This is a genomic window from Brucella haematophila, from assembly GCF_005938105.1.
Classification (GTDB): Bacteria; Pseudomonadota; Alphaproteobacteria; order Rhizobiales; family Rhizobiaceae; genus Brucella; species Brucella haematophila.
Genome location: NZ_VCPE01000021.1, coordinates 23,596 through 39,634, shown reverse-complemented (window position 1 = coordinate 39,634; position 16,039 = coordinate 23,596). Strand labels below are relative to the sequence as shown.

The window sequence follows — 16,039 nt, the reverse complement described above, 5'->3', positions numbered from 1 at the left end:
TAAGATAGCTTATGGAACTACGAAAATCACCGCGGCCGCTGCGAATTATAATAGACGTGCACAGCTATTCCGACTGAAGTGACGTCCAGTATCGATTGATCCGTCCTAACCTATCAACACGCATCCAAAGTTCGCGGAAGACACGGTATTAAAGCTTCTATAGCATTTTAGTTCTGCGGCAGCACTTGTAGCAATCGACCACTCCGACTTGGTCGTCGGAGCATCGAATTATGATCGGATCAAAAGTTGCTGGTGGCAAGCTCGGTATCTATTACTTAAATCAAGTCTGGCGACAAAGGATAACCGTAAATACTGTTACCGTTGATCTTGAGTTCCTCACGCAGCCCGCGATTTCGGATGGCGCATTGCACCTGCGTGATGCTCATGTCTGACCGCAGTTTTGCGAGCTCAGCCTGTCGGCTGTAATACTCTTCTTCATTATCCAGCAGATCAGAAAGTTGGCGGGTTCCCATGTCAAAGTATTGCTCTCGATAAAGCACTCTGGTCTTTTTGAGCAGTTCAATCTGCTTCTTGAGCATCGTCGTCTTTATATCACCTGCTGCAAGGCTGCGTACGAGCGCGCTTTCGGTTATGCTGTCTTGCAGTTGTACAGACGCCAGCTTGGCTTCCGTTCCAGCCAGATTGTTTCGCGCGACATTCGCTCTTGCTGTAAGTGCGCCACCCTGCAAGAAGTCAGATCGAACATCGACGTTCAATCCTAGTGGTAGTTTGTTCACCCCGAGCTCTCCGCCAACCACAGGCTGCAACGCAATGCGTGGAGTGACTTCCTTCTCGGCCTTTTCGAGGGCTACCTGGGCACGAGCCTGTGACAAACGGATCATACGCAGATGGTCGGTTTCGCCCTGTGCCTTGCATGACTTGGTCGATAGGGAGACCCGCCCGCCCTGCGACTGGCCCGTCAACAATGTCAGACGATCCTTTGCCTCGCCGAGTTCGAGCTGGGTATCGTTGGCAAGAAATGCCGCCGACTGCACTCGCTTGCGGGTTTCCAGGTGATCGCTCGATGAAACAGCCCCATTTGTGGCGCGCTCTGCAACAAGTTTGTCGAGCTCGGTAAGAGCTTTGAGCTGACTTTTGTAGACGTCAAGCAACTCGCTCTTCATCTGAACGTCAGCATAAGTTTTTAGAATTTCCAGCAGCGTATCGTCGACAGTTTTCTGGAAAGCGATATAGTTGATCTGAAGATCAAAATCGGCCAGCTTTACCGCGCGCTTGGAGTTGCCACCATCAAACAGCAGCTGTGAACCTGTAAGATCCACACCGGGTTTGCCACTGCTGCCGGAACCAACACCAGCTCCAGCAGCAACAGAAAGGCCCGGGAACAGTGCAGCTCGTTGCACCCTCACCTGATCCGCACTAGCGGAAATCACGCTCGCAGCTTCCCGCACAGATGGGTTGATGAGGAGACCATTGCGAGCAACCGCACCCACCTGCGCGCCCTTGACGGGCGTCAGAGTCGGCATGACAGATGCCTTCTCAATAATCGCCGCTTCCGTACCATCGGCTGCAGGCAAACCAACGCATCCTGAAAGCAGGATACCGCTAGTGATAAACAGCGCCGCTTGACGGCAGATTCTCAGGTGAGCTCGCAAAGGGATCATTTGGTCTTCAGTTTCGGTTGCCTGCGACCAAATCGGCGCATTGTGGACGCCTCCACGCCGCGTGAGATACCTTACCTGCACCGTCAAAGTAAACCCGATATTGACAAATTAAACGATCACGACCGACAAGCGGTAGCGAAAGATTGAACTCGAGTGATCCGTCACTGTTGCGATGAGCGGCACGCCCCAATACTGCCTGCAAGGCCGCTTGGGACTGACCAACCGAAATGCGGCGAACTTGAGCTATATCGCGCGGCATACCGACCCGAACATAGCGCTTATCCATGTCGGAATATGCTTTTGATACCGAGGAAAAGCCGGCGTGAGGGTTAACCTCGTTGAGGCTATCGCGTGCATGGGCGGGCGAAAGACAAAGTGTTGCAAGAGTGATGATGGAAAGTTGAAGGAAAGCGGCGCGCGCGCTGAACCATCTTGTCATTTCGGACCTCGTACTGGAGATTTTGTTTGTTGGATATATCGGGAAAGGGCTGAGCAAGGTTCGACATCAACGTTCACGGAGAGCCTCCTGCGCTCGGTTGAACGGTTTGATCAGGTACTGCCAGACCGTTTTCTCACCGGTGCGAATGTCAACCGTCGCAATCATGCCTGGAACAATTGGAAACCGAGCTCCGGCCTTGTTCGTCAGAAAGTCTTCATGGGTTCGAATATAGGCGCGGTAGAACACCAAGTCTTGTTTGACCTCGTCGCGCACAGTATTTGGCGATATCGTGACAACTTCACCAGCGAGACCACCAAAAATGGCGTAGTCATAGGCTGAGACCTTGACCAATGCGTTCTGTCCTGGATGAATGAAAGCGATATCGCGCGGCGAGATGCGAGCTTCAATGAGGAGCTGGTCATCCATCGGAACCAGCGTCATAAGCTGCCCTCCAGCCGGAATGACACCGCCGATCGTGGTGACAGCAATGTCTTTAACGATGCCGCGCATTGGTGCGCGAAACACCAAGCGATCAAGTTGATCCGCCCGACCGCGCATGATGGATGCCTGCACCTCGGCCTCGGCATTTATCTTTTGCAGTTCCTCGCCGGTCTGTACGCGCAAATCCGCGCGCAATCGCGAAATTTCGAGCTTCGTCTGCGCAGCTTCGCGCCGAAGTTTAATCACTTCAACCCTGCTGGTCGCTCCGGTGGACTGGAGCTTTTCAGCAATTGCGAGTTCCTGACGCGTAAGTTCTAGACCTTCGGTCAGCCCGGACAAGGATTCGCGCAGGCTCTCTCGACGCGATTTAAACAGAGCGAGTTCGTTGGCACGCAATTGTGCAAACTCATCACCAGCCAGTTCTTCCGGGAAGACCACTTCATCCTGATCACCCAACTCAGCACGCATGCGTGCAGCCGCAGCAATAGAGGCGTGAAACTTTGCGGCTGCCTCCTCAACGTTGGACGCAGTGCGGGTCGGATCGAGTTGGGCCAGGATCTGTCCGCGTTCGACGATATCACCTTCCTTGACAGAGATTAGCGTCAAGATCCCGCCATCAAGAGACTGGATAACCTGTTCTCTTGAACTCGGAACAACAGTTCCTTGACCACTCGAGACTTCAACAAGCGGAAAAAACCAGGCCCAGGCGAGAAACAGGGTGAGCAATAAGAATACGAGCCAGACAAATCGACTTTCCGAGCGCGCGGTAACACGTTCATCTGTGGTATTAAGTGGCAGGCTCATGCAGCAGCCTTTCCGGATCGCAACTGGTTTAGAACCTGATCTTTAGGCCCATCCATCGCAACCACACCATTATTGACCACGATTAGACGGTCAACGATCCGCAGCATCGCCGGGCGGTGTGTTGCAACAATAACCGAAATGTTACGGCCCAGTTGGCCAAGCACCTGAATAACTGCTGCCTCCGACACTTCATCAAAGGAAGCTGTCGGTTCATCGAGCAATAGAACACGTGGTTTCCTAAGCAGGAGCCTCGCGAGCAAAAGCCCTTGTTTTTGCCCACCCGATAAACCGAGGCCGCCCTCTTGCACGAGATAATCGAGACCTTCAGGGAGCCTATTGATAAAATCCACCAGTCCCATTTTTTCGAGCGTATCAAGGACATCCTCGTCGGTTGCCATAGGCGCACCGAGCGTAAGATTTTCACGCAATGTACCGTGAAACAGCCGAGCGCCCTGCCCCATGACCCCGATGTCACGCCTGACGTCTGTCGGATCGATAAGACCCATAACGATATCGTCGACACGGATTTCCCCAGCCAGTGGCTCGAGAAGGCCGGCAAGACCAGACAAGAGCGTGGATTTACCCGCGCCATTGCGTCCTAAAATAGCGATGCGCTCGCCCGGCGCGATCGTAAGCTGATCAATTTTAAGAACGGGAGTTTCCGGATTATGCCCGAATATTGCATCCTTGATGCGAAACGCGCCGCTGATGGTAGGTTTATGAATTCGCTGCTCTTCCTGAGGCGCGTCGACGGGAAGAGCCATCAGGCCGTCAAGTGCCTTGCGCGCAACCTGGGCCTGTTGCCAGCGATTGAGGATTTGGGTGACCGACGCGAGTGGTGCAAGCATCCTTGAAGACAGCATCGAGGCTGCGACAAGCACGCCCGTGCTTAGCTCGCCAGCCATAACCATCGGTGCGCCGAAGAAAATGACGACCGCAAACACCCCTCCTTGAACCGTCTGCGCAAAAGACGACAACCGGTTAACAAGATCGCGCAGCTCCATTGATGAGCCGGAAGTGGTTTCGTTGTAATGGTTCCACAAGTTCTGGAAACGCGTCTCCGCCTGCATCGACTTGATATCGTCGAGCCCTTGGATGGCTTCAACAAGCATCGCACTACGCAGCGAAGATTCTCGGGTGTTTGTTTCAGCCAGTCGACGCAGCCGCTTTTGTGCCAATAGTCCAGGCACGATGAGCAAAACCATCGCCAAAAGAGGAATCCAGACCAAGGCGCCGGCGATGTAAAAAAACAACACGCAAAACAGCAGAAAAAATGGAACATCTGCGATCGCTGCCACGGTCGTCGAAGTCAGCATTTCGCGGACATGTTCCAGTTCGCGGATCTGCGAGATAAAAGTTCCGGTGGAGCGTGGTCGTGCGGTATTGCGTATACGAAGCGCGTGGCCGAACACCCGGTCCGATATCCGCAGGTCAGCTGCTTTTCCGGCTATATCGGTAATACGGCTGCGAGCCGTACGTACACCCATACCAAACAGGATCGCCATCATAACGCCGATGAACAAGACCCAGAGCGTGCTCATCGATTGTCCGGGTACGACACGGTCATAGACTTGCATCGAAAAAATCGTGCCAGCAAGCGCCAGCACGTTCGTCACAAGGGATGCAACCATGACCGCGCGGTAAGGCTTAAGGTCGGCAAGTGCTATACTACGCAACCAGTCGGGACGCCAAGGCGCGATATAGTCGTCGATCCGTCGGTCGGGCCGCGACGAAACAGGACGGAGAACAAACAGTCGCCGCAGGCGCTTGGCCAAGTCCTCACGCGATAGCGGGGTCATAAGCCCCTTGTCACCGGCCAGAATTACCCCGAACCCTTCGGCGGTTTCCCGTTCAATGACGCCGACTTCGCCGCTATTGAACTCGACAAGTAGTGGGAGTCTTAGAGCCGATACAGCTGCAGCGCCCTCATCAATCTGGCGGATGGAGAGACTGACCGAGCGCGCAAGTGTAGCCAACCGGTCCTCATCTGTGGACCATGCCATATCAAGTTTGATGCGCTCGACCGAGATGGCCATGCCGTAATGCGTTGCGACGCGCATTACGGCTTCGATCCATCCTCGGTTGGCGCGCGCCCCGGAAGGGGCGTGACCAGATTGGTTTGGCGCGGCGTTCACAATATCAGACCTCGTAGTGAACAGCCGAACGAAGTTCGTCTTCGAGCGAAGGTGCAGTCATCGGCGAGCTGACATCCACGAAATCCGAAGCTCCTCCACCCACATCTGACGAAAACGGTTTGGCTTCGTGCTCGTCAGGCAGGATGGCTGAAATCGAATCGTGACCTGTGTCCGAGGACAGCACGTCATCAATTGAAAGAGCAGCCTGTTGCTCAACGACAGGCGTTGTGGCTGTCTGCGTATCAATCGAGGATAAACCGAAGCTTTCTGTTTCTTCTGCCAGTGCAAAGGAGAACAGGGTCGAATGGTCAGAACTTGACGCGACGGCATCCTCATGACCTTCAATCGTCACGCCGCCGTCAAGCTTCAGAGTGACCGTCGTGCCACTTTCACCTGTTCCAGTGTACGATCCGTCAGACTGCAGCACCCAGTTGCCTGAAAGCGACAGCATATCCTCCGATGTGCCTTTGATGGTCAGGATATGGTTTGCATCGGTTATAGCCTGAACATCATCGGGGGTCAGATCCGTGATTGCATTCGTCCCGTGAATTCCCAGATCAATAATCTCGATATTCTTAAGATGTTGCTTAAGGTCATCACCACTGAGATCTTCGCCGAAGCGCAGAGCAACTGTGTCGGAACCTGCTCGGCCGTTGATGTTGGAACCACTCCAAATAAAGGTGTCGTTACCTGTTGTGGCTGTTGTTGGTGTAACAGCAAGCGTCAACGTGTCGGTTACATGCTGAGATTCTGCCCCTGTTGCACTTTCAACCGTCCATGCCTCGACTCTGATCTGCGTACCCGCCGTGGACGAGTCCTGATCGGTAAGCGCGGATGCTGCTTGAACGAAACCAAGCTTATCGAGATTGTCCTGCGACAAGCCAGTGATCGTGTAGGAATTGGTGAGCTGATCGTAAAGAATCGATATCGTAGCGTTATTTTCGTCGATAAGCTCACCGCCGATATAAAAGGCTGCGTGAGCTCCGAGCCCGGTCAACTTCAAGGTTGTGGTTTCAGTGCTTGCATCTGCAACACCTGCGACTGCCGCGGCAGCGTCAACCATGGCTGCATTCAGGTTCAAGCTGATAACGCGACCTTCCTTGCCAAACGACAAGGTTGGATCAATTGCTATTCCGTCCGCGACCGCTTCAATGGTCACTGGTTCAAGCGGCACAGTGTCCACCCGGGTTGTCGGCAGGCTATTCTCGCCCGATTCAACAACAAGCGACAGATCCGTAAGTGTACCGCTCCAATGCGGTGCAGGCAGGATTGCTACATAAGCCGGCATCGTCCCATCAGAGGAAAGTACCCAGGTATTGGTGCTGCCGTCGCCGCCGGCATTAGAAGCCTGGGAGGCGACAGTCGCATCACCTGCACTTGACCCGACATAAAGCAGGAAGCCGACCGGAACACCGGACAATAGAATGGACTTGATAGCTTCCGAACCATCATTGTCTTTGAGAGTAATCGACAGACCAGTCAACTCAATCGCGTTGGTCTTGTCTGAAGAGACGCTTTCCTTGCCGGTGACTGGCTGGCTTTCCACCGTGACGCCATTGTTGACGATCAAGATTTCAGCGTTGCTGGAAGCGGAAGCTGCCTCGGTATTAGTTGCACCTGTTTCCTGTGTCTGTACCCAGGCATTGAAAGTTACGTCGCCGGGCTGGAGCACGGTTCCAACAGGGGCAGTATAGGTGAGTTCAGCCGAACCACCTGCAGTGCCGATTTCGACAACATAATATTTGCCATTTGGCACGCCTTCGACCCCACTGATGTCGGTAAGCGTCAGCGTTCTGCCTTCACCGTCAGTAAATGTGCCGTTGTCATTGCCGTTGGTCGAAACCTGAACGTAGAGCTTGCCGTCAACGATCGTCCCAAACGTCCCGTCTGCTACATCGACCGCCGAAATCGTTGCAGTGACGCTGGTTTCGCCCTCGGCGACGTCAGGAACGTCGATGGTAACAGTCGCCTCGTCCGTCACCGGAATGATTGGCATATCCGGCTTGGTGACTGCTTCAGTGCTTGTGCCACCTACTGCTGCAGCCGTCAGCTTGGCATCAAAGTTGAACTCGGCATTGTTTTCATTGCTGTTAAGCGGTGGCGTAATCTTGATACCAGCAAGCAAGCCATCGAGTGCAGCTTGACTATCGCCGCCTACAGGTACCACGACGGTCGCCGACCAGGTCGGCACGCCGTTGATGGTAGTGAAGGTCATCCCGTCGACGATTGTTCCTGGTGCCAGATTGGTGAGCGTGACAGTGTAACTATAAGCCACACTCGGATCACCGGTTGTGACCTGGGCATCAATAACACTGTCTAGGCCAAATTCCTTTTCTTCTGTGCCCTGCGCGCCATTGTAGTTCCATTCATCAATAACTGGAGCGGGATAAGGTTGGCCGTCGCCCAGATTGACGGTGAGGTTCCATTTAACGGAATCAGGAACGATGTTGGCAGGCGAGTTGGCGTTCTGGCCCTCGTCCTGTGCAAGCACAGTCATTGTGATCGGCGATGTGATGTTAGACGCACCCTTTCCGACCACGAATTCGACAGGAAGGTCGATGCCGCCTGCGCCTATCGATCGTGCATCCGCGCCATCATAAATAAGGAGCCAAGAACCCGCCCCGATCTGGGATGCGCCGTTGACGGTGACACCATCAGGAACACCCTCAATAACCACGCGAACCAGATGCTCACTGCCATCCGTGTCTTCTGAGTTCACATGCAGGTTTACAGTCACCGTTCCGCTGGTCGTAACGGTTGCAGTATCAGGCTGAGCATCGTCATTGGGAACATTATCAGAAGTCGTACCAGTGGCTGAAGTCATGTTGATCGCAGTAATCGATGCAACGACAGCATCTGTTACCGGCAGCGCGTCAATTGTAAGCGAGCCATTCTTCAGTTCCTTCACGGCAGTCAAGGTGTCATCAGTGGATGGATCAATCACTTCATAAAGGAAATTCAACTCACCAAGACCGCCGTCGAGATTGGTGGCACCTTTTGCGCCCAGACTACCGATCTGTTCAGACGGGACAATGTAGTAGATGTCCCCATCGATTTCCTTCGTTTCAAGGTTAGCTGCCGAAATTTCTGTTCCGCCGACATAGAGCGTAAATTTGCTCGTGTCGTAATCAAGCGGAATGAAAATACTGCCCAATTTTTCATCTGTATCACCGTTTTGGGGGATGATTGCCAGATTGAGTTTGGTGATTTCATCCTCGATGAGAGTGGCAGTTGATGTGATCAGCGCCTCTGGCGAAGGCGTCACAGTAAAGCTCACATCCGTCGGCGCACCTGTGCGAGAATCGCCATCGTTTTCAGTCGTAACACCAGCAACCTTCAGATCCACCGTTCCACTAAAGTTTTCAGGAACGACAATAGACACCTTTGAAATGTCACTTGCAGCAACCATCCAGACCCGTTCTGTTCCGGTGCCCGAAACGACCATTGTCGCTCCGGTTAGCGAGAAGTTCTCCGAAAGGCCGGTGATGCGAAGCGTGGTGACTTCCGATCCGTCTGTATCGCTGGACGCCACTGCGGTGATCACGTTGGATAACTGAACCTTGTGATCGCCTCCATCAAGCGCTGCCTCCGTTGTGGTATAACCAACATTGGGCAGCGTGATGACCGCATTATCGGCGACACCGGTAACCGCGACATCAATCGTGCGGGAAACAGGAGCCGATGTTGACGTTCCGTCGACCGAAACTGCGCTGACGGTCAATTTGAAATCGTCGTTGCTATTTAGCGGCGGCGTGACGGTCATTGGGTAGCTATTGTTGAAGCCAACAATCGTAACCGTACCCCCACTGACAGTCAGTTTTTCGCCGTTATAGGTGATTACAGCGCCATCAGGGATGCCCGAGATGGTGACGTTGAAGGTTTCAGAATCATCCGAACTTGTGGTCTTGATCGAAAGCGGAATTGCCGTATCTTCAAGACCCGTAGCACGACCATTAAGCGCCATGGTTACTTCATCAGCAACTGGTTCGAACTTGATCAAAGAAAGCGTGGCTTCACCGCTGATGGCTACATTGACACCGTCTCCGCTTTCATGCGGAGGATCGAGCGGGAGCGTGGATACTTCGCGGTCATCATCATAGTCGACTGTTGCCGCCTGCACTCCAATGGTGAGCGTGCCTGAAACATCAGCTGGAAGCTTAACCTGCAGCGTGTTGAGGTAAATAGATGGTACCCAGATTGGCTCACCGACAAAGGTCTGCGTCTGCCAGGTAACCCCATTATCTGTTGAATAGCGGAATTCAGTGCCAATCACTGTATCAGTTGCCGTGTCAGACGAGAGCGTTGGCGTCAATACGGCATAGGTAAATTCATCGGAGTCTGCATTCGACCAAGCTGTCTGAAGGGCGTCAAAACCCCCACTTGTGTTCGAGCTGCCCGTGTAATTATTACCAAGCGCAAACCAGGCATCCTCCTGACCTGCGACAGAATAGGCGTGATCGCCATTCATCGTAACGTCGTTTTGTCCATTGCCATCAGTGTCGCTGTCGGTTCGCTCGGCCACAGGGGTAACGGTGATTTTCACGTCGCGATCAACTGTCTTGGTATCGCTGTCCGAACCATTGGTATCGGTGCTTGTGATCGACAGTTTGATTGTAGCATCCAGGCTGCTATGCACTGGCGGCGTAATCGTGAAGGCATCAAGCACAGCTTCTCGATCAGTTTGGCTCAATGAACCATCAAACGTGATCGTTGCAGTGGTACCAGAGACATTGTAGCTCCAGCCTGCCGATGCATCGGGCGTCCCAACAGTCCAACCGGTGGGGACTTCAAAAGATACTGCGTTGATGACCTCGGAGCCAGCTGCAGTACCCGTATCAGTGATGGCCACACCTGCAAGGAAGTGAACTGCCGTATCTTCCGCTGTTGTACTGTCGGTCGCAGTGACATCGCCAGCAACGGGGGTAACCCGCAGATCGATTGTCACGCTGCTCTCGACCGTCGCCGGAATGCCCGCTGAATCACTGTCGGTGTCACGGGTATTCAGCGTGATTTTGACATCATTAATATCACCGCTGAAATCTCGTGGTGGCGTAATGGAAATATTTGGTGCCGTCGAGAACGAGCTGGTTTCAGGCGAAGTGACAGAGCCGCTCGCACCAACCGTGTAATTGGTTCCATTGATGCTTACGATCGATCCCGCAGGCAGGCTGCTGATAGTATACGAATAACGTTCACTACCGTCGGTGTCGTTTCCAGCATTCGCATCGGTACTAGTCAAAGCCGCAGTAAGATGGCTCGACAAATCGATCTTGCTATCCTCAGCAAAAGTAAGCGTTGAGACATCGCTCTTAAGCTCCGCCCCGTCGGTGACTGCCTGAACATCAACATTGATGACCTGCGAGCTTGACGCTCCCGCCACGCCAGCGATCTTTGCGCCGCTGGCATCAACTTCGTAACTGGTCGCGCTAACGGTTACAGTAAAATTATTGCCGCTTTCAGCACGTGGGTTTGCCACAAGTGCCGCATACTCTGCAGAAGTCAGATAATAGATCCCTCGGGCGTCGTCAGCAGCAGGCACATCACTCACATGAGGCACATCAGACAAGACGATCGTGATCTTACCATCGACTGGCGTAAGCGTTTTCGCACCCGTAGAAAGCGTTACGCCATCAGCGCCCGCGCCGCTGATAGTCAGCGTGATTTCGCCCAGACGCTCTGGATTATCATTGTTAGTCGTACCTGTGCCGGTGTCAGTGATAACAGGTGTCTTCAGACCGAGCGAAACTGCGGTGTCTTCATCAGTATTAAGGTTCTTATTTGCCTCAAGATCAGGGGCGTCGGCAACCTTTGTGATTGAGAAGTCAAGCGTCTGCGTTACGGACTTGCCACCACCGCTTTCTGCCATGGTATAGGTAACAGTTGGAACATTTCCGCCGTAGTTCGGAGCGGGTGTGAAGCTATATTTCCCGTCTTCGCCGATGATCAGAGTGCCAAGGACATCTGCACCGTTTTTCAGTTCAACTGTTTGGCCCGCGGTATACGTTTCATCAATACCGTCGCCATCGGCATCCACCGAGAAGCCGGTCAAAATGATGTTGTTATCAACATCAGAGACGAAATCTTGCAGCGAGCCGTTAACGACGCCGTCCTCGAGGACACTTATCGTTTCGTTGCCAAGACCCGTGATATCGTCGTTGCTACCATTGACAGTAACAGTAATGACCTGTTCGCGAGTAGCTCCGTGCTCGTCCGTCACCACTGCTGTGAACGTTTCTGTTCTTTGTTCACCATCATTCAAGGCTTGTGTGGCAGCTCGAGTGTTGTCGAGCGTATACGTCCACTCACCTGTTTGGGGGTCAATGCCGATTGTGCCATATGTCCCGTTGGTGGCGACGACGCTCCAGGTCAGTGTCGCATCCTTATCAACATCGGATGCTGCCAATGTTCCGCTGACCACACTGTTTTGATCAGGGTTAGCGGTTCCCTGTTCGGTCACTTCGCCACTTGCTTCAGTCGTTCCGGACGTGATCTCCGGACGGTCATTGGCGCCAGTGACTGTGATGGTCAAGGTACTGCTGCTTGTCGCACCGTTAACGTCAACCGCTGTATAGGTGAAAGTCTCGGTTACCTGCTCGCCCTGCTTCAGAGACTGAGTTTGTGGCAAACTGTTATCAAGTTCGTATGTGTAGCTGCCATCGCTATTCAGCGTGAGCTTGCCATAGGTTCCCTGAATGCTTGATCCAACCGAGCCGATTGTGTCACCGAATTTGACTTCATTTACGGCCAGCGTGGCCTTTTCGCCATCGTCAACGTCAGTGTCATTCGTCAAGACATTGCCGGTTGCAGTGGCAGTCCCACTTATCGGATCGTTACCACCGTCCTGAACGCCTGCTTCCGACACTGATCCGGTGTCGGCATTTGCAACCGGTGCATCGTTGGTGCCGTTAATTGTAATGACGACTGTTCGGGTTTCGTTTCCGCCCTTACCGTCACTCACCTGGACATCGAAGCTCAGCTCAACCTTATCGCCTTCGTTCAGAGCCTGAGTAGCACTCAGCGAATTGTCGAGCGTATAGGACCAAGCCCCTGTTACAGCATCGATGGTGAAGGTGCCGTAGGTTTCATCAGGAGTGCCCAGCACGCTCCAGCTAAGCGTATCGCCATCGACATCGGATGCGTCAAAACTTCCTGTCGCGGTTGGATTGCCAGGAACTGGTGTGTTGTCATCGACAACACCTGCCTCAATCACTGTTCCGTCCTGGTCTCCCCCAGCAATCACCGGAGCGTCATCGACTGGATCAACCGTGATGGTGAGAGTGGCAGTATCTGTGCCGCCTTCCTCATCGCTGATCGTATAAGTGATGGTCGGAACCGTGCCGTTCCAGTCTTTGTCCGGCGTAAAGGTGTAAGAGCCGTCGCTTTCGAGCTTAAACGTACCAACGCCCACAATTGTGGCATCTTCGCCAGCGTTGTAGTTGGTTCCATTGATCTCAAACTTTGTAACGACGAGTTCATCACCATCTGGATCAGTGTCAGTCACATCGCCTGCTGCGCTGTCAAACAGCACATTGCCGCTCACAGGCGTATCTTCGTCAGTGCTTACAGCATCATCATTGGCGGTTGGAGCAGGATTGGAAACAGTCCATGTGAAGGTTTGTTCGACAGTGCTGGTGCCATCATTCGCCGTGATCGTCACACTATGCGCACCGCCCACACCGTCCTGGCTTGCGGATGGATCAATGGTGCCGCTGATAATGCCCGTATTCGGATCAATCGTCAGACCCTTCGGCAGGCCCGTTGCAGTGTAGGTAAGCGTATCGCCATCAACATCCTTGAAGAAATCGCTCACATCAAGCGACGTGATGGCATCAGCGTCATTGCTCGCCTGATCGTCAATCGTACCAACAGTCTCCGGCACGTCATCAACGGGCGTAATTTCTATATCAAGAGTGCTTGTCGTCGAACCGCCGTCGTTGCCGTCACTGACAGTGTAGGTAATTGTCGGAACCATCCCGTTCCAGTTGGCAACTGGTTCAAAGGAATATGAGCCATCAGCGTTGATCACAAGCATGCCAATGTCAGGAATGCTAACTTTTTCGCCAGGAAGATAGGTCGAGCCGTCGACCTCGAAGCGGCTAATGGAAATCGCATCGCCATCTGGATCGCTATCGTTTCCAAGCAGATTGCCCGATACGGGGGTATCTTCAGGCGCAATAACGGATTCTGGCTCCGTGACCGGAGGCTGATTGGTCACAGTAACAGTGACAGTCGTTGTCTCTTCGGTACCGCCGCTTGAAACCGTATAAGTGTAGGTGTCAGTTCCAACAAAACCAGGCTTTGGTGTATAAGTTATCGTTCCATCTGGATTAACGACGACGGATCCGTGTGCGCCAGGGGTTACGGCGCTGATGCGGGCGTCTGGATCCTTGAATATATCGTTGGAAAGTACAGCGGTGGTCACCGGCTCACCCGCATGGGTGACAACCTCATCGGGAGCAATGTCAACGACTGGCGTCACCGTGATTGGAACGGTAACAATCGTTTTCCCACCGCGACCGTCGGATACGACGACATCGAAGCTGTCTGGGCCGTTATAGTCGGCATGAGGTGTATAGGTATAGGTTCCGTCCGGATTAATAGTGACAGTACCGTGCTTAGGGCCTTCGCCACTAAGTTCAAAAGTCAGCGTGTCGCCATCAACGTCTTTTGCAGTGATCACGCCCTTGAAAACGTTGTCCTCTGCAGTCTCAACCGGGTCAGCAGAAACAACAGGCGCCCTGTTGGACGGGCCATCATCACTACCGCCGCCAGAGCCAAGAGCAATCGCCGCTCCGCCTGCAGCCAGGCCGATGCCTGCCAGAAGTGCCATCGGCAAAGGTGCGGCCGTGGTGGTTGAATTGATCTCAGCTATATCAAATCCCGACCAGGTCTCGCCATACTGCGCCCACCATGTAACGTCGTTTCCGTCTTCGAAAACCAGATCATTGCGAGCGTCACCGTTTGTGACAAAGAAATTCTCGATGACTACGACAGAACCGTCTTCAAGAATAAGGAGCAGGTTGTTTCCATCGCGCTCAAAGCGCGCGACTTCCTCGGGCCCGATTTGCAGCTGAACAACACTTGGCGTCTCAAGCCTGATACGGTTTCCATCAAAGTTTCGCGACGCTCCACTCTCGGCCTTAGGAAACACGACTGCTTTCATTTTCGACGCCTATCTAGCTCTACAATACCAAACTAAACCTCCCGTGATCGAGAAGTTCATTCCATGATTGTTGTACCCGTGAGATCCGCCTATCAACTCGGAGAACGCACAACGAATTCGCCACCAAAACAGTTGTCAACCTGTTGAGATGCACACGCGTCTGTACGTTGTCTGCGATCAAATATTAGGTCCCACCGCAACACAATCATAGCACTTTATGGTTGCGTCGCCAAGCCGTGTCAATTGATCTTCTCTAAGAGCCTTGACGTTGCCCCGTTGAAATAATCCATTTTGAAGTAAGCTCTGGCCCATTGAGAGGACCAGAGAATGAAGCGCAACCGTTTTACAGACGAACAGATCATCGGCATTCTGAAGGAGCACGAGGCGGGCACGCCTGTCGCGGAGCTTTGTCGCAAGCACGGCGTCAGCGATGCGAGTATCTATAAATGGAAAGCCAAGTTCGGCGGCATGGACGTATCCGAGGCCAAGCGGTTGAAGACGCTGGAAGACGAAAACACGAAGCTGAAGCGGCTCCTGGCAGATGCGATGCTCGACAACGCCGCTTTGAAAGACCTTTTGGGAAAGAAGTGGTGACGCCCGCAGCAAGGCGGAAGGTGTTGTCACGTTAACTTTGTGCTTTTGAGAAGGTCCCTGAGTTTGGGGTTTTCACGCGATAGCGGCCGCAGTTTTCCAAGTGTCGAATGCTTCGAGGCGATGGTAGCGAATTGTGTGTGCGGCGCGGCGACGAGATGGAACAGAGAAACAGTTGCGGGTCGCTGAGTGCATGGAGACGAACCGTTGCAACGCTCCGGGTGACCGATGACCTTGCATAGTTCGCTCCCGTTTTCGAAACGGCAGATGGCTGTTTTCGGCCCGATTATTGAGGCCCTTGTGCGACCAATGTTCAAGGCCGGGCGCCACTTCTGCCTTTGCTGCACCGTAGGAGCGGAGCTTATCGGTGATGATCCGTTTAGGAGCAAAGCCATAGCGCTTCATTAACGCCACAAGCAATCGCTTTGCCGCCCTTTTATCACGCCGCTTCTGCAAGATTTCTTCGAGAACGGAGCCATGCTGATCGACTGCACGCCAGAGCCAGAATTTCTCTCCAGCGCATTTGACGACCACTTCGTCCAAATGCCAAATATCGCCGGGGCGCGCCTGACGCCACCGCAAGTTGCGTGTGATCTGGGGTCCGAACTTGGCGATCCAACGACGAACTGTCTCGTATGATACGTCGATTCCACGCTTAAGCAGCATTTCCTCAACTTCACGCAGACTAAGGTTGAACCGCAGATAAAGCCACACCGCATGAGCAATAATCTGTGGCGGAAAACGGTGACGCTTGAAGATGATATCTGATGTCTGCATCGCCAAAATTTACGCCCAACTCGTCAGGCACGCAACTGTAGCCCAGTTAACGTGACAACACCATCGA

Annotated in this window: 6 protein-coding genes and 1 pseudogene; 1 reads left to right on the top strand and 6 read right to left on the bottom strand. The window is 53.3% G+C overall.

Going from position 1 to position 16,039, the window contains the following annotated elements:
* Nucleotides 1-275 precede the first annotated feature (275 nt).
* From FGI60_RS23030 to FGI60_RS23010, 5 genes are all read right to left on the bottom strand, one after another.
* Nucleotides 276-1,535, bottom strand: a complete 1,260-nt coding sequence (locus FGI60_RS23030) for a TolC family protein (protein ID WP_171058840.1) — start codon at nucleotides 1,533-1,535, stop codon at nucleotides 276-278.
* 94 nt (nucleotides 1,536-1,629) lie between these two features.
* Complete coding sequence (locus FGI60_RS23025; RefSeq protein WP_138787145.1) at nucleotides 1,630-2,061, bottom strand: hypothetical protein; 432 nt, start codon at nucleotides 2,059-2,061, stop codon at nucleotides 1,630-1,632.
* A 66-nt stretch (nucleotides 2,062-2,127) separates the two neighbouring features.
* Entirely contained in the window at nucleotides 2,128-3,306 is a 1,179-nt protein-coding gene (locus FGI60_RS23020) for an HlyD family efflux transporter periplasmic adaptor subunit (RefSeq protein ID WP_138787144.1), read from the bottom strand.
* Nucleotides 3,303-5,441, bottom strand: coding sequence for a type I secretion system permease/ATPase (locus FGI60_RS23015; RefSeq protein WP_268898866.1), 2,139 nt, complete (start codon nucleotides 5,439-5,441; stop codon nucleotides 3,303-3,305). Before FGI60_RS23015 ends, FGI60_RS23020 begins: the two co-directional genes overlap by 4 nt.
* Before the next feature lie 4 nt (nucleotides 5,442-5,445).
* Nucleotides 5,446-14,604: an Ig-like domain-containing protein gene (locus FGI60_RS23010; RefSeq protein ID WP_138787142.1), complete on the bottom strand. Its 9,159-nt coding sequence runs from the start codon at nucleotides 14,602-14,604 to the stop codon at nucleotides 5,446-5,448.
* Between the two features lie 327 nt (nucleotides 14,605-14,931).
* Here FGI60_RS23010 and FGI60_RS23005 point away from each other — a divergent pair.
* Nucleotides 14,932-15,227: pseudogene (locus FGI60_RS23005) on the top strand (transposase); the annotation flags it as partial.
* Nucleotides 15,228-15,270: 43 nt separating this feature from the next.
* Here the strand turns inward: FGI60_RS23005 and FGI60_RS23000 are convergent.
* Complete coding sequence (locus FGI60_RS23000; protein WP_138787175.1) at nucleotides 15,271-15,972, bottom strand: IS6 family transposase; 702 nt, start codon at nucleotides 15,970-15,972, stop codon at nucleotides 15,271-15,273.
* Nucleotides 15,973-16,039: the final 67 nt, after the last annotated feature.

Excerpts from the sequence above, each read along its gene's own strand:
- FGI60_RS23010 (WP_138787142.1), bottom strand. The coding sequence starts at position 14,604 with ATGAAAGCAGTCGTGTTTCCTAAGGCCGAGAGTGGAGCGTCGCGAAAC.
- FGI60_RS23000 (WP_138787175.1), bottom strand. The coding sequence starts at position 15,972 with ATGCAGACATCAGATATCATCTTCAAGCGTCACCGTTTTCCGCCACAG.
- FGI60_RS23025 (WP_138787145.1), bottom strand. The coding sequence starts at position 2,061 with ATGACAAGATGGTTCAGCGCGCGCGCCGCTTTCCTTCAACTTTCCATC.
- FGI60_RS23020 (WP_138787144.1), bottom strand. The coding sequence starts at position 3,306 with ATGAGCCTGCCACTTAATACCACAGATGAACGTGTTACCGCGCGCTCG.